Origin of the sequence: Polaribacter atrinae, assembly GCF_038023995.1 — a bacterium.
In the GTDB taxonomy this organism is placed as follows: Bacteria; Bacteroidota; Bacteroidia; order Flavobacteriales; family Flavobacteriaceae; genus Polaribacter; species Polaribacter atrinae.
In genome coordinates this window covers 1069706-1095666 of the sequence record NZ_CP150660.1, presented here as the reverse complement: position 1 = coordinate 1095666, position 25961 = coordinate 1069706, and the positions used below count along the sequence as shown (strand labels likewise).

At 28.8% G+C, this 25961-nt stretch carries 23 protein-coding genes; all 23 read right to left on the bottom strand.

Annotated elements, in window-relative coordinates; translation table 11 throughout:
- Positions 1-656: 656 nt before the first annotated feature.
- The gene (locus WG945_RS04685) at positions 657-1259 is read right to left on the bottom strand and encodes a hypothetical protein (RefSeq protein WP_340866966.1); all 603 of its coding nucleotides are present in this window, start codon (positions 1257-1259) and stop codon (positions 657-659) included.
- A 709-nt stretch (positions 1260-1968) separates the two neighbouring features.
- Positions 1969-2466 carry a hypothetical protein gene (locus WG945_RS04680; protein WP_068453103.1) on the bottom strand — a complete coding sequence of 166 codons (498 nt, stop codon included), beginning with the start codon at positions 2464-2466 and terminating at the stop codon, positions 1969-1971.
- A 28-nt stretch (positions 2467-2494) separates the two neighbouring features.
- Positions 2495-2863 (bottom strand): hypothetical protein, encoded by a 369-nt coding sequence (locus tag WG945_RS04675; RefSeq protein WP_068453106.1) that lies wholly within the window; start codon positions 2861-2863, stop codon positions 2495-2497.
- A 1488-nt stretch (positions 2864-4351) separates the two neighbouring features.
- On the bottom strand, positions 4352-6919 hold the full coding sequence (locus WG945_RS04670; protein WP_068452243.1) for a DEAD/DEAH box helicase family protein: 2568 nt from the start codon (positions 6917-6919) through the stop codon (positions 4352-4354).
- 2 nt (positions 6920-6921) lie between these two features.
- Positions 6922-8781 carry a DNA methyltransferase gene (locus WG945_RS04665; protein WP_068452245.1) on the bottom strand — a complete coding sequence of 620 codons (1860 nt, stop codon included), beginning with the start codon at positions 8779-8781 and terminating at the stop codon, positions 6922-6924.
- Positions 8782-8979 (bottom strand): helix-turn-helix transcriptional regulator, encoded by a 198-nt coding sequence (locus WG945_RS04660; protein WP_068452248.1) that lies wholly within the window; start codon positions 8977-8979, stop codon positions 8782-8784.
- A gap of 696 nt (positions 8980-9675) precedes the next feature.
- Positions 9676-9846, bottom strand: coding sequence for a hypothetical protein (locus tag WG945_RS04655; RefSeq protein WP_157603575.1), 171 nt, complete (start codon positions 9844-9846; stop codon positions 9676-9678).
- A 263-nt stretch (positions 9847-10109) separates the two neighbouring features.
- Complete coding sequence (locus WG945_RS04650; protein ID WP_068448519.1) at positions 10110-10856, bottom strand: YoaP domain-containing protein; 747 nt, start codon at positions 10854-10856, stop codon at positions 10110-10112.
- Between the two features lie 773 nt (positions 10857-11629).
- Positions 11630-13024: a hypothetical protein gene (locus tag WG945_RS04645; RefSeq protein ID WP_157603710.1), complete on the bottom strand. Its 1395-nt coding sequence runs from the start codon at positions 13022-13024 to the stop codon at positions 11630-11632.
- A gap of 207 nt (positions 13025-13231) precedes the next feature.
- Positions 13232-13633, bottom strand: a complete 402-nt coding sequence (locus WG945_RS04640; protein WP_068451917.1) for a hypothetical protein — start codon at positions 13631-13633, stop codon at positions 13232-13234.
- Positions 13634-13771: 138 nt separating this feature from the next.
- On the bottom strand, positions 13772-14116 hold the full coding sequence (locus tag WG945_RS04635; RefSeq protein WP_068451916.1) for a hypothetical protein: 345 nt from the start codon (positions 14114-14116) through the stop codon (positions 13772-13774).
- A 225-nt stretch (positions 14117-14341) separates the two neighbouring features.
- A complete protein-coding gene (locus tag WG945_RS04630) occupies positions 14342-14791 on the bottom strand; it encodes a hypothetical protein (RefSeq protein ID WP_068451915.1) in 450 nt (149 codons plus the stop codon).
- Positions 14791-15366 carry a hypothetical protein gene (locus WG945_RS04625; protein WP_068451913.1) on the bottom strand — a complete coding sequence of 192 codons (576 nt, stop codon included), beginning with the start codon at positions 15364-15366 and terminating at the stop codon, positions 14791-14793. Before WG945_RS04625 ends, WG945_RS04630 begins: the two co-directional genes overlap by 1 nt.
- Before the next feature lie 207 nt (positions 15367-15573).
- Complete coding sequence (locus tag WG945_RS04620) at positions 15574-16182, bottom strand: GIY-YIG nuclease family protein (protein ID WP_068451910.1); 609 nt, start codon at positions 16180-16182, stop codon at positions 15574-15576.
- Between the two features lie 170 nt (positions 16183-16352).
- Positions 16353-16784: a hypothetical protein gene (locus WG945_RS04615; protein ID WP_157603709.1), complete on the bottom strand. Its 432-nt coding sequence runs from the start codon at positions 16782-16784 to the stop codon at positions 16353-16355.
- Positions 16777-17262 carry a hypothetical protein gene (locus WG945_RS04610; RefSeq protein WP_068451899.1) on the bottom strand — a complete coding sequence of 162 codons (486 nt, stop codon included), beginning with the start codon at positions 17260-17262 and terminating at the stop codon, positions 16777-16779. Before WG945_RS04610 ends, WG945_RS04615 begins: the two co-directional genes overlap by 8 nt.
- A 154-nt stretch (positions 17263-17416) precedes the next feature.
- Positions 17417-17836 carry a hypothetical protein gene (locus tag WG945_RS04605; protein ID WP_340866963.1) on the bottom strand — a complete coding sequence of 140 codons (420 nt, stop codon included), beginning with the start codon at positions 17834-17836 and terminating at the stop codon, positions 17417-17419.
- A 288-nt stretch (positions 17837-18124) separates the two neighbouring features.
- A complete protein-coding gene (locus tag WG945_RS04600; protein WP_068451895.1) occupies positions 18125-20017 on the bottom strand; it encodes an Eco57I restriction-modification methylase domain-containing protein in 1893 nt (630 codons plus the stop codon).
- Positions 20014-23106 carry an Eco57I restriction-modification methylase domain-containing protein gene (locus WG945_RS04595; RefSeq protein ID WP_068451891.1) on the bottom strand — a complete coding sequence of 1031 codons (3093 nt, stop codon included), beginning with the start codon at positions 23104-23106 and terminating at the stop codon, positions 20014-20016. The genes WG945_RS04600 and WG945_RS04595 overlap by 4 nt, the downstream gene beginning before the upstream one ends.
- Positions 23107-23433, bottom strand: coding sequence for a helix-turn-helix domain-containing protein (locus tag WG945_RS04590; protein WP_068451888.1), 327 nt, complete (start codon positions 23431-23433; stop codon positions 23107-23109).
- A 399-nt stretch (positions 23434-23832) separates the two neighbouring features.
- The gene (locus WG945_RS04585; protein WP_068451884.1) at positions 23833-24369 is read right to left on the bottom strand and encodes a hypothetical protein; all 537 of its coding nucleotides are present in this window, start codon (positions 24367-24369) and stop codon (positions 23833-23835) included.
- Positions 24369-25310 (bottom strand): hypothetical protein, encoded by a 942-nt coding sequence (locus WG945_RS04580; RefSeq protein ID WP_068451881.1) that lies wholly within the window; start codon positions 25308-25310, stop codon positions 24369-24371. Before WG945_RS04580 ends, WG945_RS04585 begins: the two co-directional genes overlap by 1 nt.
- Before the next feature lie 216 nt (positions 25311-25526).
- Entirely contained in the window at positions 25527-25880 is a 354-nt protein-coding gene (locus WG945_RS04575; protein ID WP_068451878.1) for a hypothetical protein, read from the bottom strand.
- Positions 25881-25961: the final 81 nt, after the last annotated feature.

Sequence of the window (25961 nt, the reverse complement as noted above, 5' to 3'; positions counted from 1 at the left end):
CGTGTTTAATTTCCACTTTATAAGTTATAAAATTCCTATTTTTTTTTCTCCTTTTTTGAGTTTCTTAGCAAATTCCGCAATTTTTATTTTTCAGTGTTTTCACAAGTTTTTAATTCAGAACATGAGTATACCTTTATTTTACTCTTAGAAATCTCTCAGACTTTCTAAATTTGTCTTTAAGAACGAATTTCTCCGACTTTTACTCAGCACTTTGCTTAATTCCGCAATTTTAGCTTCAAACAGTAAATAAGTTTCAAGTTTTCAGATATTTTCAAACAAGCTAAATTCCGCAAACTTTTTCCTTTTTTTTGCGTTTTAAAACTCCGAACGAAAAGAACTATTTTTCCTTTCTTAAAATTCTAAAAACCTTCTAATTTTTTTCAAAATTTTGATTCGCGAGAGAGTGTTCCAATAAACTAATTTTTCAAACGTTTTATTTCGCTTTTTTGAGTTTTCAGACTTTAAAGCTAAATGTTTTTAAAAGAACTTTTACTTGCGGATTATACTTTCGCCCAGTTTTTTACAACGTGTTTGTGTATGATTAGTGGCGTGTTTAAGCACCTAATTTAGCAAATAAAAACCTAATAGAAAATCCGCGAGGATTTTCGTAAGTAGGCGAGAACCAGCCATTAATTATACACGGTGTTGGCAAATCGTTATTTTTTAATCAAGTAGTTTAAATTCCAACTTTTCACAACACTATCAACTCCTATTTCATTTAATTCTAATTTTTCTCTAGGTTCAGTATTATAAAAAATTCGTCCAGTTCGAGTTAAAAAAGAGTCCTTAATTATTTTGCTATAAATATTTAATTGTGCAATTCTTCCATTTTCGTTTTTCATTCGATAAGCATCCATTTCTTCGTCCAAAATATACTGTTCGTTTTCTGAAGGAATTACTACTTTCCAAACGTGAAGTATTTCGTCAGATTTTGGTTTTTCTCTCCAAGATTCCCATCTATTTCCGAAAAATTCGTCGTATTTGCTTTCCGCTGTCATATATTCATCTATGATTGGAACATTAAGAGATTTTCTCAAAACGTTTGCTTTAATCCCATAATCTAAATCCGCAATCTTCTTTTTGTTGTCAAAATAATTATATGTCAAGTAAATTCCGAAAATCAGAAGTACAATTTTAAATAAATGCTTTTTCAGATTAATGTTTTTCATAATTCCATTTATTCCTTTTTCTTTTTCAAAAGTGTGATTGGTTAATGTTTGCCAACGGTTTTGTGTATGATTAGTGGCGTGTTTAAGCACCTAATTTAGCAAATAAAAACCAAATAGAAAATCCGCAAGGATTTTCGTAAGTAGGCGAGGACCAGCCATTTATTATACACGTTGTTCTACGCAGTTTTTATTCCGTTTGTGTTTATTCGCACGAGTCAAATTCCGCTGTGTTTTTAAAATTCTATTTCTTCTATTTTTTCTTAAAATCTCAAAAAAATTTCGGATTTCATTCCGCAATGTTTTTCCACACGTTTTACCGTTTTGTTATTCAGCTCAAACTTTGGGTTTTCTTGGTTTTCCTCGTTAAAGACGAAACCTGGGAAAATCCTTTTTTCATACAGTTCAGCCGTTAGGTTTAGCGATTCTGCTATTCAGCCGAAACTTTTCGGTTAGCTAAATTTTCGATGCAAAGAACAGGTTTTGGGCGAATCCTAAATTCCGCTTTTTTTCCGCACGTTTTGCAATTCCGCAAGAGTAATTAATTCCGCCGTTTTATTTTCAATTTCAAATTCGGTTTCAAATTCGGTTTCATTTTTTCTTTCTTAAAAATCAAAAAACTTGAATTTAAGTACAATTTTCGTTAATTTGGTCAAATTGCGTAGAACGTTGTTGTGTACTGAAAGTTGCGTTTAAAGTGAACGGCTATTTTCCGAAGGAAAATAGAAGTTTACAGAAATGCAACTGCTTTTAATAAAGTACTAATTTAGCAATTTTTATTACACGGTGTTGGCAGTAGTTTTTATTCTAACAATTCTTTTTCTTTTTTCTCTTTCAATATTTTTAATTTATATTCATATTCTATATCAGTTATTAAATTCATTTTAAGTTCTTTTCGCAATAATTTTCTATTTTCTTTAAACTTACTTTTAATTAGAGCTATTTGTGGGGTCAATTTTTCAACACTTATTTTTTTATTCTGAGTTTTTATAATCTTTGTTTTTTTCTTTGTACTGTTAATTTTTTCAAGTTGCTTCTTTTCATTATTTTTTTTTCGCTTAATATTTTTTTTCCCTTTTGATTTCTTATTTTTCCTTTTTTTAGATATGAATTTTTGATTTGAATTTTCCTTGTTTAAATTCAAGAAAATTATTCCTAATATCCATTGCGCTGGAGGAAATAAGATTAAAATAAATAAAATATTTTTTTGAGTTTTAGATAAGTTTTCAGAATTTATAAAAGTAGCTGTAATTACTAATATAAAAGCTGAAATAATTCCAATAATTATTTTTCCTTCCATTTTAGAATTTATTGGTTCTATTCATTTTTTAATTACAATTACATTTATTATTAAAAATATATTTATGAAATCTTTCCCCATATGTCGTGTTTGGGTCAAATGCTCCAGTTGTAAAAGCTACCCAATTATCAAATGTAACTCCACAAAAAACATATTTTTTAGTTTCATAAGAATTTTTCAATCTTATTTCAGCAGTAATTACAGTAGAATTATTTCTGAAATGATAAGCTTTAACTTTTTTTAACCAAGAAGATTCAGAAAGTTTATATGAACTCACTTCGTCATTTGAATAACTTTCTTCTTTTGCGTATTTAATTAAATCTACACATTTCGTTTTTTGTGAAAAAATATTAAAAGAAACGAATAACATTACAATTAGTATATATTTATTTTTCATATTTAATTTACTTCAACTATTTTCGAATTTCTCCGTTTTTATGGGGATTTAATTACTGCCAACGTTTGCCTATATGGAAAGTAGCGATCATTTTAAGCTATATTTTCTGTAGGCATTCTATTGGCTTTTAAAAATACAGAATTTTTTTAAATAATAACTGATGTAGCTATTTTTTATATAGGCTGTTGTGTTTAGTATTTTCCATAATTATTCCTCTGGATATTCTAGAGCCTACTTCTTCTAATGAATTATTGTGAACTTCTCTTAAAAATATTAAAAAATACGTAGTCTCGAAGACGCTACATAGATTGGTTTTCAATTCAGTTTTTCGCTCTAATATGTTTTATATGCTTTTTATATGGAACGTCTTAGAGTGAAAGAATATTCAAGTTAATTACAAGAGAAGTAGGATCTTACTTGACTTTCTCAAATTTTTTAACTATCTTCAAACTGAAAAACGTTTCAATGTTTTGAGAGTAAACTCTCAACGATTTCAATCGTTCAGTTTGAGTCTTAAAATTCCAAAGTCAAAACCGTTAAACTTCTCCACAAAAAATTCTTGAATATTCGATAAAGTGGGTTGAAAATTCCAAAAGTCTCCGATATTAAATACAACGTTTGCCTATATGGAAAGTAGCGATCATTTTAAGCTATATTTTCTGTAGGCATTCTATTGGCTTTTAAAAATACAGAATTTTTTTAAATAATAACTGATGTAGCTATTTTTTATATAGGCTGTTGTGTTTAGTATTTTCCATAATTATTCCTCTGGATATTCTAGAGCCTACTTCTTCTAATGAATTATTGTGAACTTCTCTTAAAAATATTAAAAAATACGTAGTCTCGAAGACGCTACATAGATTGGTTTTCAATTCAGTTTTTCGCTCTAATATGTTTTATATGCTTTTTATATGGAACGTCTTAGAGTGAAAGAATATTCAAGTTAATTACAAGAGAAGTAGGATCTTACTTGACTTTCTCAAATTTTTTAACTATCTTCAAACTGAAAAACGTTTCAATGTTTTGAGAGTAAACTCTCAACGATTTCAATCGTTCAGTTTGAGTCTTAAAATTCCAAAGTCAAAACCGTTAAACTTCTCCACAAAAAATTCTTGAATATTCGATAAAGTGGGTTGAAAATTCCAAAAGTCTCCGATATTAAATACAACGGTCTTGTGTATGAAACGTAGCGTATAAATGAACGCTAACTTTTCAGATTTAGCACGAGCCGAATTTTTATTTTTTCTATTTATCTTTTAATTTCTAAATATACAAAAATAAAAATTTGGCGGACTTTATAAATAAGCAAAAACCTCTCGGAAAGCCTATAATAGCTATGTTTTATACACGTTGTTGTGTGTAGTGTTTTGCGTTCTGCTTGGTTTTCCTATGTTTGTTATTTAGTTCAAATGTGTGCGTTGGCAAGACATACTCTTTTGCAATTTTGGGCTTGTGTGTTGGCTGTAGCGAATTGCAAATGTGTATGGCTTATGCGTTGGCATTGTTCAGAGTGTTTTCCAATGTTTCCTTAAATTCATTTTCGTTTTCGTTATTGTAAAAAGGAACTCCAGTTATTAAATAATTATCAGAATCGATTTCAATGGTTTTTTTGTCCTCTCTAATTTCTTTTAAAAAGTCCTCTTTCCATTTATCGTGTGCTTTCAAATGATTTCCTTTCGGTTCAATGAAAACTTGATAAGTCAATTCTTTTCCAGCTTTTTGTTTGCAGAATAGCACGAAATCTGGTTCAAATGCTCTACCTAATTTATCAATGATTTTAATTTCTCTTTCATTTCTGATTAAGTAAATATTTTCAAAATTATTTTCCAATTGCTCAAATCTTCTTGCAAACATTTTCACAAATTCTTTTTCTTCACTTGTTCCGTAATTGGCGTTATAAACATACCATTCTGGTTCGCTTACTACGTCAAATTGTCCATCAGCTCTTTCGCTGTCTTTGTAAACTTTAATTTCCTTGTCTTTAAAGACTTCGTGAACATTTTTGTTGATGTATTCAGAGCCTTCATATTCTGTTAAGTTCGATTTTATTTCAGATTCGATGGTTTGCAATAACTTTTGAACTGCTAACAAATAGTCGAAATTAGAAATTTCGTCAAGTCTTGTTTTTGTTCCTCTTAATGTTATCTCTAAACCTCCTAAATATTCTTTACTGTCAATAAAATTTGATAAGGATTTTGTATTTGGGAAATACCTTTCTAAATTTTCAAAATAGTAAAAGGGATTTTGAGTTAATGCGTAGCGAATAATATGCTTTGAAATATCAGAAATTTTTACGTCTCGTTCTTTAATTACTTCGTCATTAGATTTAGGGTTTTCCATTTCAAAGAATACACTACTTTTTTTACCCATTCCAGAAGATAGCGTAAAACTTATATTCCTTTTTGAAACGCCTAAATCCGAAAACGATTTTACATTATCGTAGCTTTTCTCAATTTTCTTATTAAAAATAACTTTGCCAGTTTTATAGAAATCAGTCTTCTTGAATTCTGGCTTTAGAAATAAACTAAGTTGTATTGATTTATCTTCATCTTCATAAATCCCAGATTCTACCAAGGCTTTTTTCAATTCTGAAATGTAACGATTGTCCTCTTTTGTATGGTAATAAAGTTCTTCTAAAACTTTTAAATCGTTAGATAAATCTTCATCATATTTACGTTTGTAAAGGTCTTGTCCTTCTTCTAATTTAAACGGAAAATATCTTGCTCCTCTACCAATTAATTGGGCTTCTGAAAGCGTTGTTTTTCCGATTGTTGTATTAGTTCCACCTGTATTTTGACCTTCGTATAATCTTACAATGTCAAATAAGTTTAAAACGTCCCAACCTTCATTTAATTTTTGAACTGCAAAAACTGCTCTAATTGGGTTGTTTTCATCTTCCAGAGTGTTTAGTTTTATTTGGTTTAGTTCAGCTTCTTTATCATTATTTGCACTTATGCAATTTTCTTCTTTGAAGATTGACTTGATTCGTTTTGCGATGTCATTACTTGACAAATTGATTTTCGCAAAAAAGTCAAATGCTTTTTGAACAATACCAATAGTCGAAGTCTTTTTAATGTTTTCTACCATTTTAGCAGAAAAATCATCAATAAGATTGTGGAAGTTTTCTTTATTTTCTTCTGATTCCTTAATCGTTCTTTTTGCCTTAAAGAGAATTACAGGCTTTAAGTTAATATTGATCGAAGTAGCTATTTCTTGACGATACAAGTTTAAAATTAAGGCTTGAATAATCCGTTCTTGTTCATCATATAACGACCTAATTAAATTTATTTCTTTAGAATACTTATCAATTCTAAACTGTGCTAAATCGTATTTTTGGATAACTTTATCTTGATACTTTTCTACGATTGATTGGGTTTCATAGTCTAAAGTTGCTGTAAACTCTAACAGAATATTATCGTAATTCTGTTTTAGTATTTCCTCAACAGTTCCTTCCCAACTTCCAAATAGTTTTCCGCTTTTTGTTCCAGAACTTAAATGATGAGCTTCGTCAGCAATTAAAGCAATTTTTTTGTCTTTAAAATCTTCATAAGTAACACTATTTTCCTTTGTGTTATTTAAGTCAATATGTAATTGTTGTATGGTTGTAAAATTGATATTTATGTTTTCATTATCAGCTTCCTCAAAATTGTCAACGTCTTTTATTAAAATTTCCTTATTGTCTATTACTATTTTCTCACTAAATAAGTATTTTGATGCTTGAGGATTTAAAAAGTTGTCTTTTGTTTTTGTAATAATATTGTTGCTATTCACAAAAAACAAAAAATTCCGATAGCCTTTTTCATAAAGATATAGCATTAAACCAGCCATAACTAACGTTTTTCCGCTACCAGTTGCCATATTGTAGAGTAGGTGAAAAGGCTTATTTGGTTTTGCATCAAAATCTTCGTTGTAACAAAGCATAAAGCGCTTAAAAGATTCTTCTTGATAAGGTCTTATATCGTATTTGATATTATCCGTAATGTAATTTGGTACTTCCGTTCTTGCAACTTCTCTTTTACCAAATTCTTTGATTAATGTATCATATAAATATGCCATAATTAATCTTTTTTAAGTTGGTAAAAATCTTCTGTAACTTTTTTCTCTGCTTTTGAACAATCGAAATCTTTATCATTAATTGATGAGAGATTTACATATAATTGGTTTTTATCTAACAGTTCTATTAAATGCTTTTTTTGTTGTGCCAATTCCAATTTTTTAAAATCGGCAATATGTTCATCTTGTTTTTGTATATCTACATTGTAATCAAGGAAAGATTTAGCTTTCATTTGCTCCCAAATATCCAATAATGTCTTACTGTTTTTGGCTTCTTCTATTTGGTCTATAAATGTTTGATTGTGCTTTTTGAGTTCTATGTAAGTAAATGAACCCTGTTTATTTTGCTCGATAACTTTTTGAACTCTTTGATTTGTTACACTTTCAATATAGTCCATTTGTTCAATCATAATAAATTTTCGATTCAAACCATCTTCTTTATTCAACTCTAATACAGCGTGTGCTGTCGTACCACTTCCTGCGTGATAATCAAGTATAATATCATTATCGGTAGCCCATAATTCTACAATTCTTTTAAGTAAATCAGTATTTTTTGGATTTTTAAAGACATCTGCACCCATTAATTTTTTAAGTTTAGTAGTTGCGCTTGATGTTAAGAATTTTTCTTCCCACCAAGTTGTTACAGTTTGTCTTGATTTGGCTGCTTTTTCTTTGTAATATTTTTGTTGTAAACCAGTTGCTGTTTTAACAACAAGGCCTTCATTAAACATTCTTTGCATTCTCTCTTTCGAGAATCGCCAATAACCTTCTATTCCTTCAAATTCATAAAAAGGATTGCCTTTTGATGCTCCTCCAGGTCCATCAACTGGTACTAATTTATAATCTCCATTTTTATCAGTTTTATCAAAACCATCTAAATTCTTTTTTATACCAAAAAGAGACTTTTTTGCAAAGACTTTTCTCTCATTTTTTGCGAATAAAAGTATATGGTTATGGTTTGGCGATATTATTTTATCATTTGAAATTGAGCCTCTTGATTTATGGCAAATATCTGCAATGAAGTTTTCTCTTTTAAAAATTTCATCCATAAGAATCTTACAATAGTGAGCTTCATTATCATCAAGACTTACAAAAATAACTCCTTCATCACTCAATAATTCACGAGCAATGATTAAACGGTTTTTCATAAATGTTAACCAAGAAGAATGATTAAACTTATCATTATACCCGAAACTATCACCACCTGTATTATATGGTGGGTCGATATATATCAGTTTTACTTTTCCAGCAAATTCTTTTTTCAGAGAGTGTAAAGCTAAAAGATTATTTCCCTTAATTATTAGGTTATCTGTAATGGTATCTTCTGTTAAACCTCTTTTTTTGTTTAGTTCAGCATCTCTTGTAAAGCCTTTAAATTCGTGTTCGCCATCTTTATCGTAGGTTTTAGCGTTTGTCAACACTTTAGGTTCTAAAAGTTGAGTGATTTCGTCTTGTGCCAAGGTTTCGTTAAAGAAAATTTCTTCTCGTTTATCTTCCTCACGACTTTGTCCACCTTCCAAAATACAATCTTTAAATGGCCAAACTAACGCAACTTCGTTGCGTTGTTTTAGGTATTTTCCGTCAATTGTTAATCCAACTTTGTTTTTGTATTGTGTATAACTGTCGTTTAGGTAGTTTTTCTGTTCCAGAAACTGAACAAATAAATTTTGATTAAAAACCAAAGTGCCTTTTATGTCTAAAAAGAATTTCTCTTTTAGTTCTTTGTCCTCCAGTAAAATGGCAATTAAGTCAACATCATAATTTTGTGCTTTATTAATTACGACCCATTTTTTTAATTCTCCGTTGTCGGAAACAAAGTTGATTTCCTTTTTAAGTTGCTTTTCTAACGCTTCGTATAGTTTCATTTATTGGTCGTTTCTTTCAATTAGTAATTCGCTGACCTGTACATTTAGTATTTCTGCTATTTTGTATAAGTCTTCCAAACTCGGCTGTCTTTTGTTTCTTGCGTACTCGTTGATAGTCGTATAACTTTTATCAGTTTGGTCTGCAAGCCAAGTTTGAGATATTCCTTTATTTTTTAGAACTTCTTTTATTCGGTTCATTTGTAACCTTTTTGGTTATTTAGTCGCAATGTAATAATAATTCGCTGAAATATAGTGAAAATGTTCGTTGTATTCTCGTGTTTGAGCGTTGGCAAGAAACAGCTCTTTTATTTTTTTTGAGGGTTGGATTTTCGCGTTGGCAAAAAAATAAATGTGCTGTTTGTGCGTTGGCTTTTTTAGTTCAAATGTTCAATTTTAGCACCATTTTTACATTACACACAACGTTTGTGTATATGGTTTGTTGCGTGTTACAAGCAACTAATTTAGTAAATAATTACGGACCAAGAAAGTCCGCGAGGACTTTCGCAAGTAGGCAAAAAGCCAGCAATAAATTATATACGGTGTTGTGTGTAGTGTTTTTACATTAGAATATGATTCTATTCAGAGTTTGGATTCATATGTCTGTTTTATTTCCACAATTTTAAGAAAAAATGGTTCGATGTCTAATACGATGGACATTATGTTTTTAAAAATTAACTTATATCGTAAGTCTTTTAAGGATAAACATTTGTATCAGTAATGATTTGCATAATCAAAAATAATTATACAATATAAAGCGACACATTGCAATCGACATAGAGCCGAAAAATATTATGATTATTTTGTAAATAAACTCAATTAATCTTGTAACTGTATATTTTCCAACATATCTAAATTAAGCTTACCGTAAAACTCCAAAATTACAACAAAAGAGATTTAGTTATATTTTTTTGTTTTTTTCCTTAAATAACTCCAAAGATATATCAAGCTTGATCCAGATATAAATCCAATTAAACTTGTTGATGTATCTTTTCCAATTATCAAAAAGTATCCACAAAATAAAATTCCCAAAATTCCAACTACAAGTATTAAATCATTTGTTTTCATATTTATATATTTTAAATTATTTTCTTATTTGACGCATAGTAATAAATATTGTTACAAAATTTTGTAATTTAATTTGGATTATATAACTATTAATCAAGAATCATTTCGGTTTTTACATTACACACAACGTTTTTGTATATGGTTTGTTGCGTGTTTCAAGCAACTAATTTAGTAAATAATTTCCGACCAAGAAAGTCCGCGAGGACTTTCGTAAGCAGGCAAAAAGCCAGCAATAAATTATATACGGTGTTGTAAAACGTTTTTTATCCAATTAGTTTGTCTAAATGTCTTTCTACTTTCATTTCTAAACTCACTAACTCTCCTTTGTAAAAAACACTATTTATAATCCACGGAATTGGCATTTTTCGACCATCTTCTTGAGATTTAATGTGATTAATTTCTAAAGGAATATTTTTCTTTTTTACGTATTCTCTTAATAATTCATTTGTGTAAAATTCAGTAAATGGACAAGTATTCGAATAGTATGCTGTAATTCCGTTGTTATTCCTACAATTCCCAGATTTTGCACTTTCCATAAATTTCGGAAATTCAGCGTTAGGATTTGTTTTTAGTCCCCAAAGTTTAAAATAAGGTTTCGCCTCGTCAATAATTTCAAATCCTTGATGTTCGAGAAATTTCGGGTCAGTCATAAAAGGTCTTTTTTTATCGCTCGAAACTGCAATAATTCCGTCCATTCCTTTTGAGTCGGCTAAACATTGTTCCAATAATTTTTTTCCGTTTCCTTTTCCTTTGAATTGTCCAGAAACCCAAAAACAATTAATGACCATAAAATTTTTTCCGATTAATGGAAGCCAAGAATTTTCAATCGGTACATATTCAATAAATACTTTTCCTCGAACGTCAACTTTTTGAAAATTGTAGCCATTTTTAAATTCTTTTTTCAGCCACTCTTTTTTCTTTTCATATCCGTTTTGGCATTTTTTGTCGCTTATTGCACAACAAATATGCTCGTCTTGAATATTCTTATCTGTAAGTTTTAGAATTTCCATTTTTTCGGTTTTCTCAAAAGTAAAATTGATAAGCCATTTTTTCTATGATAATTATCAACTTTTCCAAGTTAGTTCGGATTTTTTTTAAATGTTTTACAACGTGTTTGTGTATGCTTTGTTGCGGAAATTTAGCTAATAATAACTTAAAAAAACCAAACTTTTACGTTTGCGTGGTTTTTCGCAAGAAAAACCATAAAAAGCAATAAAACATACACGGTGTTGCCAAATGCAGTTTTTTTGTTTTCAGCTAATTTTCACTCTTTTTCAAATATAATTTTTTTCGTTCTATTCTGTTTTAAAATTCCGATTTATTTTCCAATTTACCTAGCTTTCTTAAATTCTATTTTTTTGGTCTTGCAAAATTCACGCTTACTGATTCGTTTAAGTTTTCATTCAGCATAATTCTGTTTTCAAAAGTATGCTGAAATTCGCACGCAGAATTTCCGTTTTTGATTTAAAATTCCAACTTTAGGAAGCAAAATTTTTTTCGCGCGAAATACAATTCCCTTAAAAAATTTTTTTCGTTTTAATTCAGCCGTTTTAATTCAGCTTATATTCTAATTTCTTTTTTTAGAAAGTCAAAATAATTCGCTTGTGAGTTTATTCGCACGTAATTTTTGGACTGTTTTTGGCAACGTGTTTGTATATGGTTTGTTGCGTGGTTTAGCACGTAATTTAGCAAATAAAAACCGAATAGAAAATCCGCGAGGATTTTCGTAAGTAGGCTAGAACTAGCAATAAATTATATACGGTGTTGGCATTTCGTTATTTTTTCAATCAATAATTATAATTGCGTCATAAATACTTTCTCCTTTGTCAACTCTATTTAGTTTATTATTTGAAAAATATAGAAAATACTGATCACTACCTTTTCTTACTTTATAAACTTCATAATCTAATTCAATTAATTCAACTATTGGTTTTGTATTTATAGTATTGAATACATTTTTTTTATTCATCCCAATATATAAATCATTTATGTTGATTTTGCTGTAATCTTTTGTCTCTTTACTATATTTGGAGAATGGGTCCTTATTTGTTGTTGAATTATTCGCTTTTTCAATAATATACCTTAATGCGTTTGCAATTTTCTTTGCATTATTATTGTTACCAACTTTCCAAGAAAAAAGAGGAATTGTTGTGTATTCTGGATATGCATAATAGCCCTTTGCACAATCATCTTCATATTTACAATGGATAGAAACTGAAGAGTGTGAACCCTTACTGCTATACATATTGGGTTCACCGATTGAAACCCTCGATATATTACTTAAATGAATTTCGCTACTTTTTTCCCATTGTTTCCTTTTTTTATAACGATGATCTACCCAATCGTATTTTTTTGTAATAAATGTATTATTCTTAAACTCTAATATATATTCTGAATTCGCAATATTATTAATGTATTTAATAGTTTCAGGAATCGAGTAATTTTCCGACAATGAGTTGTTTATTTTAGATTTAATTATTTTCTTTTTATTAAATTTATTTTCATCTATGTAGAATTTTTTAATGCTAAAATCATCAAAATTATATCTTTTAAGATTTAATATTTTAAACCATTCTTCTTCAATTATGTCATCGTCATTATCGGAAGCGGCAAAAAAAGTTGTAGCAATTTTCATCTTTGAACTTAAAAAATTTATACTGACATCGTAAAATGAGTTTCTTGGGAATGAATTAATTTTTATTCCAATAATTTCATATTTTCCTATTTTATTTAATTTAACATTTGTTGTAATAGAATTTCCAAAACCATCATTTGTCCCTATAATTATTATTTGTCCTTTAATTTCTATAGATGTAATTTCTTCATATGTGTTTTTATCATCAGAATTTTGATACCTACTCGATGACGTTTTAAAAATATCACCATCCTCATAGTTAAAGAAATTTTTAGATTCTGACTTCAATTTCCATTTTTTTAGTTCAAAATCATAATAATAAATTGCTATAGATTTTTTTTTTGTTTTTGTATTTTTGATAATTAAAACTAAATCCTCTATTGTATCTCCATTTAAATCACCTTTTTGTAGATTTTTTAATTTATAATTATTGGGGATTAAATTACTTATTTCATAACTTTCTTTTGGGAATATTTGTGTGTGTGTTAAAGTTGGAGTTAATAAAAACAACAAAACTGTTGCTATAAAAATATTATTTTTCATAAGATTATTATTTGTCTTCGGTATTTTTTATTAATGAATGCCAACGTTGTTGTGTATGATTTGTTGCGTGTTTAAAGCACTAAAGTTAGTAAATAAATCACAGATAGAAAGTCCGCGAGGACTTTCGTAAATTGGCTAAAACTAGCAATAAATTATACACGGTGTTAGCAAATGTTTTTTTTCAATCTCTTTTAATTTTCAAATTACTCAATTATGTTCTTTTTTGAAGTTAAATGGTAGAATAGTTTCAAACTGGTAAAATCCTTTTCCTCTTCTCAAAACATTTTCAGTTATATCAAAAATTTCTTTATTTTTTTCAGTAAGCTTCATTAAATTTCCAATTGTCATTTCAAATGCTTCAGTCATATTCACTTTTTTATAACGAAATAATCCTTTTGGAATTCTGATTGGTAAATCATTTTTCATCCAGGAAGGATATTTTTCAATCCTATCGATAATTCCAACTCTACATACATAAGCAATTATTAATATTTCTTCTTTATTTTCTTCTAAATCATAACTTGTTCTAATTTTAGGAGTTACTTCCTCTAACATTTTAAGAACTTTTCCCATAGAAATAGAACATTTATTAAAATCAATTCCACTCATTCTTTTACATTTTTTAAATTCCTATTTAGTTGAATATTTTCATTAAAATGCCCCATATTACTGCTATTACAATTAAACTAATAACTATCCTGACAATTATTTCTATTACTGCTTTCATTTTTATATTTATTGATGTTTTTAGCCTTTTTCAATTACTATAGTCATAGAACTTAAAATTTGTTCAAATTCGTCTTCATCCCAATCAAATATAGAATCAAAATTATTGTCCTTAAGAATTTCAAGAATTAAATTATCTATAAAAAGATCAATTGAAAAGTCAGAATAGTTGGTTCCATTTTGATATTTATTCTGTTTTTCTTTAATACTTTTCTTTAGGTTTTTTCCAAGATAAATTGTTTTTTTTAGTTCTTCTAAAGCTTCTCGTGAATTATTTTTCAAATTATTATTAAAAATATTTGGTACTTCTTTTTTAAATAATTCAAGTAAAAACATTTTTAGATTTTCATCATTTTCGATTTGCATACTGATTTTTTTTAAATATTTGCTAACGGTCGAGTATATGAAAAGTAGCGCTGATTTGCACGCTATCCATTCGGTTGAACTCAAGCCGAATTTTTAAATTTTTCTATTTATTTTTCTTTTCTCAAATAGCCAAATTTAAAAATTTGGCGACCTCGAAAAAATGCCCGAACCTTTGTGTTAGCAACTGCTCGCGCTATTTTTTATATACATTGTTAGCAAATGTTTTTATTCCGCTCTGTCTTTAAAATGACCTATAATTCTATCGTTAATTTTCGAGATTTCACTCAAAATATATTTCTGATTCTCATTTATAGCTTTCATTTTTTCAACCTGAACAGCATTAATTTGCTTGACTTTTTCTACTTTGTCATATTCTGTGTTTGCGAGTTGTCCGAGCATTTTATTCGTGTCTGTAATATTTTGTTGTAAGTAGTTGAAAATGATTAAGCCTATATTTATACAAATAATTGTAGTTGTTAATTTTGAATTTTCAATGTTTGGGTCAAGGTTCAGCCAAACAATTATTACAATCGGTAAAATATAATACGCAAGGATTAAAATTCCTTGATAATCTTTCTCGGTCTTAAAAATAAATCCGAAAAACAGTTTAGTTAAAACTGCAATTATTGTCAGGATTATTTTATTAAAATAGGGGTCTGCCCAAAATTCTTCCATTAGTCCTTTATTTTACGTTCAAATCTTCTTTTTGTTCGACCGAAAGCTGTTGATTCCCATTCTGAATCGAATCCGTTCCAAAATACTCTTATTTTCACACTACCGTCACGATAAATTAAAAAAGTCATATCGTCGTATTTGAAAAACATATTGTTGTTATCCGAATCAGCGGATAAATATTTCGATTCATTATCAATGTAACTATCTAATTTTGATAGTATTTCTAATGCTTTATTTTCAGGAAGATTTTTAAAAGCGTATGCTTGATAAACCACACCTGCTTTATTCCATCGACTGCCATAAAAACCCAAAACAAGACCACTCAAATTCTTTTCTTCACAGCCGTAAACTAATGATGTCAATTCGCCCGATGAAGCAGCTGCTAAAGGGTCAATATCGAATTTAATTAATGCATTTTCTACACCGATTACTTCTGTCATCACGTAATCTTTGGCTTTGTAAAGTGCTTGGTCTTTACTAAATTCTTTCGCAAAATACAATCCAGTACTTTCCGAAATTTGGGAAAATGATATTGATGAAATTAAAAGACTTACAATTAGTAATTTTATGTTCATAGGTTGGTTTTAAATATTTGCTAACGTATTTGTATAAGGATAGTGCGGTTTTGTGCAAGGCTAATTTTCCGAAGGAAAATGAGACTTGGCAAAAATGCACAAACTCTTGATTAAGCACTAAACTACGCATTATTTTTATACGGTGTTAGCTGTAGTTTTTATCTTATTCTGTATTTTAATCTCTTTCTCAATTTTCAGTAGTTCTTTTTATGGTGAATAAATTGTTACTGCTTTTCCGTTATTTTCAAAAGGGTTATATCCAGATTCAAGAATTCTAATTAGATGGTGTTTCAATTCATCAGCGAAAATCAGTCGTTCAGTTTTATTCTTAATTCTATTTATTCCACCTTTAACTCTAAATCGTTTGAATTCATCTTGTTTTTTTTCCTTTGCGTAATAAACTATTTCCCAACTTTGATTTATGTTAAGTGATTTTGGTCTTAATTCAACTCCTTTAAATATTATTGAAGATTTTAAATTATTTTTCTGATGTTTTTTTGTTGATACCAGTCTCTTTTTTATTTCCGCACTAATTTCATTTCTGCTTTCGAGATTTTCCAAAAACGTTTTTATTGAATTTACATCATAAATAGATAGTTCAAACCATTCTCCTCTTATATGTTTGTTTATAAAAGTATTTTGAACATAATTTTCAATTAAATGAAAATCTTTAAAATATTTCTTAAAAATAATTTTCATTTCAAAAGGAGTAGCTGTGTTCAATTCTTTCAACCTACTTTCTACATTATTAGATATTCCAATTTTATAAAATTTTGTATTTATAATTCTTATTACGTAGACAAACTTTCTTTTCATTTCTTTTTTCAGGAGATTTCGGGTAAATTACAGCTAACGTTGTTGTATAAGATTAGTTGCGTATTTTAAGCACTAAAGTTAGCAAATAAATCACAGATAGAAAGTCCGCGAGGACTTTCGTAAATTGGCTAAAACCAGCAATTAATTTTATACGGTGTTGGCAAATCGTTTTATTCGTCTTCTAATAGTTTTAAGTTATATACTGCTTGAATATCTTCTTTACGAATATAAAATTGAAAATAAACTTTTCCTTCTTTGGTTCTTTTTTTATACAATTCTAATTTAAGTTCATTTCCTTCATCATCTACACAATAAAAATAAAATTCATCTTGTACTTCTTCATTATATTTGACTATATCAAAGACTAATGTTTTATTCGCAAATATTTTAATTCTATCTTTTTTTCCATCTATGATTATTAGAGAAGAATTATCCCTCCAGTCATCCCAATCTTGCCAAATTAAATCAAGATTATCATCAAGTTCTTTTACTTTAGTGGAAAGACTAAAAGCTTTAAATTTTAATACTTGAGAGTTTAATTGAAGCTGAAATAATGTTGTAATTATTCCAAATATTAAAAAATATTTATGTTTTTTACTCATTTTTAAACATTTCATCATCGTCATTCAAATTAATTCCTAATTTTTTAAAGATATTCAAAAAAGCATTCTTGAACTGTTTTATTTTTTCTTTGTTAACATTCAAATTAAAGTCAATATAAATTTTTCCGTTTTTGTAATTTTTCCTAGTTTCTGGTTTTTCATTAAAATTAGAATCTAAAAAATAAGTAGAATAAGAAATATCTTTTGATAAGTTATAATGTAATTGAACAGAGTTCCAGCCATTACTTCCATATTTTAATTTTATAGTTTTGATGTTTTTTGGATCAATTTCCTCAACACTTCTCCAAGAGTCTCCTCTAAATGAAATAAATAAAAGTTTCTTTTTCTCGTAATCATAGTCTACAGCTTCTCTTCCATTTGAATTTCTTGCAATCCAATCAAAAGTTTCATCTAAACTTTGAGAGCATAAACTATTTGTCCCTAAAGTTATAATCAGTATTAATGTAATTTTTCTCATACGTATTTTTTTGGTTAATGTTTGCCAACGTTGTTGTATAAGGAAAGTTGCGGTTTTGTCAGCGAGGAATTTCCGAAGGAAATTCAGAAGTTGATAAAAATGCAACTGCCTTTAATTAAGCACTAATTTAGCAATTTTTTTTATACGGTGTTGGCTACAGTTTTTTGTCCGCCATAATTTTATATTCATATTTATTTCCAAATAACCAACTCCATTTTCTCCTGTAATATGGATCTTTCATTTTAATTACTCTTTTTCCTTTTTCAGTTATTGGATATATTCTTTTCTCGTCTATTTCAAATATTCTTGTACTCAATTTTTTCGGCACTTTAGAAATACTATCTTTTATACTCATACTTGTCGGTTTCCACATCCAAATATAAAAATCAAAAGTCAGTTTGTTTTTTTCTATTTTATATTCTCCATATTCACTCCAACTCAAATCATATTCATTAGTCCATTTAAAAGTTTTGTCAGGATACAATTCAAAAGATTCTAAAAGAAAAGTTTCTCTTAAATGACCTTTCAATCTAATCGTATCTTGTCCGAAAGATTTTCCGATATTAAAAATCAAAATCAGAGTAAAAATGTTCAATATTTTCTTCATTTCGCTCAAATTGTAGCCAACGTTAAGTATATGAAAAGTAGGCGATTTGGAAGCAAGAAACTTTCGATTAAGCACAAAGTTTGATACGAGCCAAAAAGCTTGAATTTAGCACATATTCGCCTATTTTTTATATACATTGTTACCTGCTGGCTTTATTCCGTTCTGCTGATGGCGTTGGCGGTTTAAGCTCTTTTATTTTTTTGTGCGTTGGCTTTAGCGTTGGCAAAAAATAAATGTGCTTGAACCTTGCGTTTGCTAATCCGCTATTGCTTTCGGGTTAATATTATATTTTTTAAACAAGAAATCATTTCTATCTTCTAATGATTCGGTTTCTAGTAAATAATTCTTTTCATTTTCATTCAAATTGCAAATCCCAAAATCCTTAACGTAATTCTTGGCTAATGCAAAATAATTACCTGAATATGGTTTGCTCGTTTTTTTAATATAGTACCAAAACAGTTTAGATTCCAAAATTCTTTTTAGAACTTTCAATTCTCTTTCAGAATCAAAGTAAATAGCATATCCTGCATAAAGTAATAAGTCATCTTGGTCGGTATATACGAAGTAAGGCTGTCCAGCCATATAAGGAAATAGTAACTTTTTGCCCAAATCATTCAATGCTTGAGTTCTTCCAAATTCAAACCATTTATATTTTGCGTTTTTCCCTTTATCTCTGTTTAACAGTTGAACTTTGTTCCCTTCTAAGTACTTATATGCGTTAGGAAAATTTGTCTTAAAGTAATCCTCCTCAAATGCAATTTTCTTATTTGATTTATAGTCAAAAAGATTGGCTTGAGCATTTTCTTGATAGTATGGAAAAATTATTTGTTCTTTTAATGTCGGAATTTCGGATTCAGTTTTAAGCCTGTTCGGTTTTATTACATCTCTACAAATTCCTTTTTCTATTTTATGTAGTTTTCCATTCTGATGATAGAAATAATTTTCATCTTCATTGACTGGCTTAAATATGAAAACATCATTGCTTAAAGTTGCTAAGCCATTTCTTATTGGAAATTTGTCGCCTAATGGAATCCCAATACTTTCAATTTTATTTATATTTTCTAATACGTCAGGTTTATTTAAAATCCAACCTTTTTTTGTGTTTAATAGCTTGTAATTGATACGCGTAAAATTGGCTATTTTTTTATTCAGAAAATCTTTAGCTGTTATTTTCTGATATTTAACTTCATTAGATTTTTCCTTTGCGATAAACACAATACAGGTATAAGTTGACTTGTTTGCAAAAATTTGTGAACTACCAAAATCCAGAATTTTTAAATCAAATAGATTCGTTTTAAAGTACTCTCTAAGATTTCTAGCATTAACACTTCTCTTGAAAGTGTTGACAGTTATATAACCAAGTATTCCACTTGGTTTTAGATATTTAAGCCCTATTTCAAAAAACGGAATATATAAATCTGGATTGCCAGTTTTTGTAACTTCCCAATTTGATAAAAGTGATTTAGTTTCTTCGCTTAAATTTTTAGCTCGTACATAAGGAGGATTGCCAATAACTATATCGAAACCTTTGAATTGATTTATTTGATTATTCCAATCGAAATTTAAGGCATTCCCGACTAACAAATTAAATTCAAATTCCTTTTCATCTTCTCCGTTTGTGATTGCTAAAAGGGAAAGTAAAATTTTTGCTCTTGTAATTGTATAATCGGAGATGTCAAGACCGTAAATATTTTGTTTAAAAATATCAAAATAACTCCTGTTTGTTTTTTGCTTTATTTCTTGGGCTACAGTATATAAAAAAGCTCCAGTTCCGCAAGCAATGTCCGACACTTTAATAGTTGGTAAATTTGAATCTTTTATTTTGCAAAGTGTCTCTTTAACTATGTAGTCTTTTATATAATTTGGTGTGTAAACAGCTCCATTTACTGAAATATCTTTTGAAGGAATACTCGTTTCGAATAAGTGAATAACATCTTCAAAATCGAATTTTCCGTTCTTAAATTCTATTAATTTGATAAATGTACTAATGGTTTTTACATCATTACCTTCAATGCAAGAAAGGATTAATTTATTGTTCTTTACTGAAATTTTGTTGAATTGAAGATAGGAACCAACAATAAGCTTATTGACAATTAATAAATCATCAGAAAGTTCATTTAGAAAGTTAGATATGTCTTTACTAATCATAATCTATTAAGTATTTCTAGGCGGTTAATATTTCTTCCTCTTTCATTGAAAAAGGAAATTTGGTCAACATTTAAATCATAAAGTTGATAAACTTTGCTGTCAAGATTTGTCCAACATTCACTTAAAGTTGCTTTTAAAACTGTCTTTTGTCGTGGAGAAGAATGCTTGTATTGCTCTTGTGTTTGCTGAATAGTTTGTGCTAAAACTGAAATCTCAGTTACTAATCCGATATTCGAATTGAAATTTTCCTTTGGAAAAGGTAACGGTTCGATAAATTGTTTATTGAATTTAAAATAACCGCCAGATTGAGGATTGGCAACAGGTCTAGCTAAAACAGAGAAGATTGTAGAATTAATTATTCCAGCAACAGCAAATAAATTTATATCTGATTTATCTGGAAGGTCAATAAAATACATATTGGCATTATCACAATAATTAAGTGGATTTTTTGTGATGGTTGCATAAGTGTCATTGGATGTCATTGGTAAAAGAACCTTGTCAAAGGTTCTTTCGTGACTATTTTCTCTTGTGTAGAGATGCCAATTATCATCAGGTTTAGTTTGTACTTTATCTTTTATTAATGTTTCTTGTCTTTTTAAATATGCACCAACCAAAGGATAACGATTTTCATATTCGTCAAATGGAATTTGAATTTTTTCTCCATCAATGATATCATATGGAAAAATCACATATGTATGAGTTGTATCATCACGGAATGGATAAAAACCTTCGTTAGTTATTAGTGGTCGACACGCATCAATTTCTAATGTGATATTTTCTTCTAAATGTGTATTACCAGATAAAGTTCCTTTAGCGTTTAGAGAGCTAACATTTATATGGTACGCTCTATTCCATAAAGCTTGAATTCCACCTCTTACTTTTGCAAAATCTCCAAACCTACTATGGTTTTTTAGTAAATCTATATTAATAGCTAAAACTTCTGCGTCTTCAATTTGCCATAAATCTGAACTCAAATCAATAGATTGAATTTGAGTAAAGTTTTGATTTTCTCTCTCCACTTCAGGAATAGAATTTAACTCAAAAGGTAACTCAGAAACATCAGATGAAGCATTGTAGCAATTTATTACATCTGGCTTACTTTTATCTAAAATCATTAAGGCAACATAAGTGATTCTACCTTTAAAAATTTTTGTTGAATTGAAATTTATAACTTGAGATAAAAAATTGTTTGAGCCGATAAATTCTCTAACATCATAGCCGTAATTGGTTTTAAAAAACCTCTTTTGAATAATCAAACCAATCTTACCTTTTTCATTAAGAATTGAAACTCCTTTTTCAATGAATGCAACAGATAAGTCTATTTTGTCTTTTTTTGTGGTAGTATAGTTTTCCTTTATGTACTTGTGCATAAAAGGATATTCTAGATTATAATTTTTGACTTCAACATAAGGAGGATTACCAACTATGTAATCAAAACCACCTTTACTACTGAATATTTCAGAAAACCCGTTTAAGCTATTGTAGTCAAAAGCATTTGTTCTGAAAAGCTGTTCTTGATCAGAATTTATTTGTGGATATTTCGTGGTTATATCTGTTGAAACGAGCGTATTTCCACATTTGATGTTGTTACCAACATTGTTTAGAATTTGATTACCAAAAATTCCAATTTCTTGATAATTTTCATAGAACTCAGAACTATCTACAACCTTAAGAGACAAAGACATTCTAGCAACTTCAACCGCTTCTGGATCAATGTCAACACCAAAAATACATTTTGAGATTAGGTGTCTTTTTCCAGCAATCGTTAATGTGGTTAAATCTGAATTTTGGAAAAAGAAATGACTAAATTCCTGAGATGGGTTTTCTTTGTAGAAATTGATGAATACATCTTGTAAATAATCAAAAGTTTCAATTAGAAAAATTCCGCTACCACAAGCAAAGTCTAAGATTTTTGTATCAGAAACACTTTCAAGGCCTCTTTCAATTAAATCTTCTTTTATAATAGTTCTTTTAAGTAAATCTTGAACTAAATATTGAGGCGTACTAATTGCACCATTTGTTTTGATGTATTCTAGTTTTAGTTTTTCGGATACTTCTCCATCTTCAATTATTAGTTTTTTAGACAAGAAAATTTCATAAATATCACTCAATAATTTTGTTGGAATTACCTCAAATCTATATGGAGAGGGATAATAGAGTAAATCTATCAATTCCATAATGACATCATTGTCAATTTCTAGTTCTTGGATTGTATTAATTCTATCGAAAAGTGGTCCGTCATAGTGTTCATAAAAATCATTGTAGGATGAGTTTTTGAACTCTGACCAAAAGCCATTTTCTTTAAATGTTAGTAACAAACCTTCACGTTCAATCCTGCGTGCTTCGCATATTCGAATGAAAATTATTCTATTTATTATTACCTGAGTTAGATAAGCTAATAACTCTGTGTTATTGTTAATTACTGCGTTATTGTTTTCTACAATATTTTTAGCAAGAGATAACCTGAAATTAGAGAGTTGCTCAGCAAAGACTATATCGGGAGATAATTTTTGAACACTTCCTACATTTTTAAGCGTGTCTGAATATAGTTTTTCTAGTGTACCATTTAAGATGTTAGATTTTAGAAGATGTTTTTCTAAAACATCAAAATTTTCAATGTAATTATCTAATTTTAAATACGTTCTACCAAGATTTGCTGATTGTGATTGATTAGGAATATAAGTACAATCGTAGATTGCAAATTCCTCAAAGTTTGTTAAAAATGAACAAGGTGCTAAAATTGACCAACCATAAGATTTAATTTGAAAAGCGGAAGCGTTACTCGTTTCGATATTAACTGAAACTGCTTTAGCATCAAGAAAAGTAAGTTTTTGATTCCCTATTTTAAAAGTGTAATCTGGTCGAGTAGAGGTTGAATCAATTTCTTGTAATCTTTTCTTTTCTTCTCGTGACAATACTTTTTCTTGCAGTATTTGGGACGTGTCCATAACGTTCCAATCAAAAATTGCAAGCAATTCATTTATCCAAGCTCTAATCGTTTCCTCAGAACTTAAGTCTAAACGCCCTTCTCTTTTGAAGACTTGGTATCTTTCTACCAATTCGGTTAATTGTTGTTTCCTTTGAGACATTTATAATTTAAGTTTTCCTTGTTCTACGTTATGTTCTCTATAGTATTTTACTTTTTCTTCCGCAACATTTAGAACCTCAGTAGAGCAATTGGTTTGGTATATTTTTTTAGCGAAGAGTTCACTAAAGAACTCAGTTTTTAATTTTTCAATATCAAGTTCAAAAACCGAGGCTAACAACTCAAGTCTTTTTTCATCAAAATCTCTTTTTCCATTTTCGATTTTGCTAAGATTTGCAGAATCTAAATCAAGTTTCGCTCCTAATTGAGTTAATGTAAAACCTTTTTTAGTTCTTAAATTTCTTATGTACTCTCCAAAATATTGTTTCATTTGACTTGAATATTTAGACTTGTCATTGATTGACAAATATAATAAACATTTTGAGATTCAGCCATACTAAATTTGATTTTCATTTCGGTTGGGTGCTGGCGGGGAAGGGCAAGCTCTTTTATTTTTTTGTGGGTTGGCTTTTAGCGTTGGCAAAAAATAAATGTGCTTGACCGTGCGGTGGTTTTTTCAGCTTGCAGGTAACGTTTAGTATAAGAAACGTAGGGCGGTTAAAAAGCACTTTCTTATCGGTTTATTACTTAGCGAAATATAAATATTTTGCTTTTATTTTTTCTACTATAAATGCCAAAATTTATATTTAGCGGACTTTGTTAATATGCAAAGAACTTTCGGATAAGCACAAACGCCCTATGTTTTTTATACATTGTTGGCAACTGGCTTTTATTCAATCGTTCTGTGTATATTCAATTTCATTAATTTTCTTTGTAATAATTGCACTAAATCATCTGTATTTCTAAACGCTAAAATGTCTTCCCTATTTATTACTAAGATTCTGATATTATCCCTAATTAAAGCGTTTAAAATTTCACTATGAGCATTACTTGTTCCGTCTCTTGCTCCTGTAATTCCATTTAAAGAAATCAAAATTCCCATAGTAGCAAATCTGTCTTGCAGTTTTCTTATTAGCCAACCTACTTGAGCACTACTGACTGGAGTTCCTGTGTTCTTGCATTCAGTTATGATAGCATAATCCAAAAAATATAAATCAGAATTTCTAGTATCATTATTGAAAACTACATCAAGTTCGTGAGCTCTTACACCATCTAAAACGTTGGAATCGTAGTGAGTTACTTTTGGAACTTTACAGAAAATATAACGAACAAGTTCTTCTAATTTTGCTCCCTTAACATAAGTATTAGGTGCATTGTCAGATTCTCTTAATAATCGCGATATTTTTGGTTGAGAATATATAGCCATTATTCGAGTCCGTGTGCTATTTTGTTTCTTTGATTTAACATCAAAGTCTCAAATGAAGTTTCTATTAGTTCATTAACGAAGTCTTCTAAATCGTAACTAAATATTAATGGAGAAAGGGAAGATTTGATTTTATGCCTTTTATTTTCTCTATCGAGATAGAGCAGAACACCAACTTTGGCATCAGAAATCTCAATATACTTTCTAATTTGATTTTCTGCGTTTTCAAGTCTAGCTCTATTTAAACGACCATATTTAAGCTCAAAAATTATAGGGTTCCCTAATATTTTACCTAAATTATCACTCCACAAAGCGAAATCAATTCCTTTGTCTTTATTTGTGTTATTTTCAACATAGTTTAGTTTTAGAATGTTGAAAACTTTAGCGGTAATATCTTCCATTTTAAATCCATTTCTAGCTGAATTCCCTCCGTTTTTATCACCACTTGTATAGTTTCGTAAATCTTGAATTTCTGAAAGAATATCTCTTAATTGACTTTTAGTATCACTATGATATTCTATTGACTTTTTTATTTTATCTTTTTGTTTTGAATAATATGGTTTTGTTTTTTTCTTTATATCTAAAAGTAATTTTGAAATTGAGTTTCTAGTAAATTCAAAATCATTTACATCAGTCCTTATGAACAATTTGTTTTGAATGTAAAAAGGGATTTTTAAATCTTTGTCAAGTAGAATGAAGTGCTGTTTTCCAAGACCTTCACAAACCCCCATTTCATATATTACGTTTGGATTATTGTCAGTAATTATAAATATAGCGAAGTCAGCTTCCTTGATTTTCCTTTTTAAGATTTGTTGTATTGAATCTCCAACAGAAAAGTCATATAAGTCAAAAGTTTGCACACTATTTTCGGCAAGAATATTCTTGATATGTGATGTGTCAACATTGTGTGACGAAGAGATGAAACATTTCAAATTTTTATCCATTTAGTTTTTTTGCTTGTTGCCAACGTTTAGTATAAGAATAGTAAGGGATTAAAATGCACTGGCTTTCGGTTTAGCACTTAGCAAAATTTTTAATTTTTACCTTTAAAAAAGATACACGCAAAATTGAAAATTTTGCGGACTTCATTAAATGCACTAAACTTTGAATTAAGCACTAAAACCCTTATTATTTTTATACATTGTTGTAAGGCGTTTTATTCAGTCGATTACTAAGTCTTCAACTCTGACTTTATCATCTTTGAATATTATTTTACAACTAAATTTACTTCTTATCATTGCTCCAAAACCATTTTGACTGTCAACCCAAGAGTTAATTCGATATTCTTCATTTCCTAATTCTGTTATGTGGTCAGCCTTTTCAAAAAGTCCTGGAAATTCAGCTGTTGAAGGTGACTTTAAACGTTGTTTAACAAAATCTTCTGCATAATTATATGCCAACATTTTATTTGTATCTGCTGAAGAAGAACTGTTGTCGTCATCTGAACCAAATGCAAGGAATATAAAAGCAAAGATTGCTAAAATACTAGAAATGTGTAGTAACTGTTTTTTCATAATTGTTTATTTTAAATTTACTGATTATATATATACTTGATAAGCCACCAAAAACGTAGAAGATTATATCAACCTTGTCAA

Coding starts and splice junctions, on each gene's coding strand:
- WG945_RS04680 (WP_068453103.1), bottom strand. CDS start 2,466: ATGGAAGGAAAAATAATTATTGGAATTATTTCAGCTTTTATATTAGTA.
- WG945_RS04675 (WP_068453106.1), bottom strand. CDS start 2,863: ATGAAAAATAAATATATACTAATTGTAATGTTATTCGTTTCTTTTAAT.
- WG945_RS04670 (WP_068452243.1), bottom strand. CDS start 6,919: ATGGCATATTTATATGATACATTAATCAAAGAATTTGGTAAAAGAGAA.
- WG945_RS04665 (WP_068452245.1), bottom strand. CDS start 8,781: ATGAAACTATACGAAGCGTTAGAAAAGCAACTTAAAAAGGAAATCAAC.
- WG945_RS04660 (WP_068452248.1), bottom strand. CDS start 8,979: ATGAACCGAATAAAAGAAGTTCTAAAAAATAAAGGAATATCTCAAACT.
- WG945_RS04655 (WP_157603575.1), bottom strand. CDS start 9,846: ATGAAAACAAATGATTTAATACTTGTAGTTGGAATTTTGGGAATTTTA.
- WG945_RS04650 (WP_068448519.1), bottom strand. CDS start 10,856: ATGGAAATTCTAAAACTTACAGATAAGAATATTCAAGACGAGCATATT.
- WG945_RS04645 (WP_157603710.1), bottom strand. CDS start 13,024: ATGAAAAATAATATTTTTATAGCAACAGTTTTGTTGTTTTTATTAACT.
- WG945_RS04640 (WP_068451917.1), bottom strand. CDS start 13,633: ATGAGTGGAATTGATTTTAATAAATGTTCTATTTCTATGGGAAAAGTT.
- WG945_RS04635 (WP_068451916.1), bottom strand. CDS start 14,116: ATGCAAATCGAAAATGATGAAAATCTAAAAATGTTTTTACTTGAATTA.
- WG945_RS04630 (WP_068451915.1), bottom strand. CDS start 14,791: ATGGAAGAATTTTGGGCAGACCCCTATTTTAATAAAATAATCCTGACA.
- WG945_RS04625 (WP_068451913.1), bottom strand. CDS start 15,366: ATGAACATAAAATTACTAATTGTAAGTCTTTTAATTTCATCAATATCA.
- WG945_RS04620 (WP_068451910.1), bottom strand. CDS start 16,182: ATGAAAAGAAAGTTTGTCTACGTAATAAGAATTATAAATACAAAATTT.
- WG945_RS04615 (WP_157603709.1), bottom strand. CDS start 16,784: ATGAGTAAAAAACATAAATATTTTTTAATATTTGGAATAATTACAACA.
- WG945_RS04610 (WP_068451899.1), bottom strand. CDS start 17,262: ATGAGAAAAATTACATTAATACTGATTATAACTTTAGGGACAAATAGT.
- WG945_RS04600 (WP_068451895.1), bottom strand. CDS start 20,017: ATGATTAGTAAAGACATATCTAACTTTCTAAATGAACTTTCTGATGAT.
- WG945_RS04595 (WP_068451891.1), bottom strand. CDS start 23,106: ATGTCTCAAAGGAAACAACAATTAACCGAATTGGTAGAAAGATACCAA.
- WG945_RS04590 (WP_068451888.1), bottom strand. CDS start 23,433: ATGAAACAATATTTTGGAGAGTACATAAGAAATTTAAGAACTAAAAAA.
- WG945_RS04585 (WP_068451884.1), bottom strand. CDS start 24,369: ATGGCTATATATTCTCAACCAAAAATATCGCGATTATTAAGAGAATCT.
- WG945_RS04580 (WP_068451881.1), bottom strand. CDS start 25,310: ATGGATAAAAATTTGAAATGTTTCATCTCTTCGTCACACAATGTTGAC.
- WG945_RS04575 (WP_068451878.1), bottom strand. CDS start 25,880: ATGAAAAAACAGTTACTACACATTTCTAGTATTTTAGCAATCTTTGCT.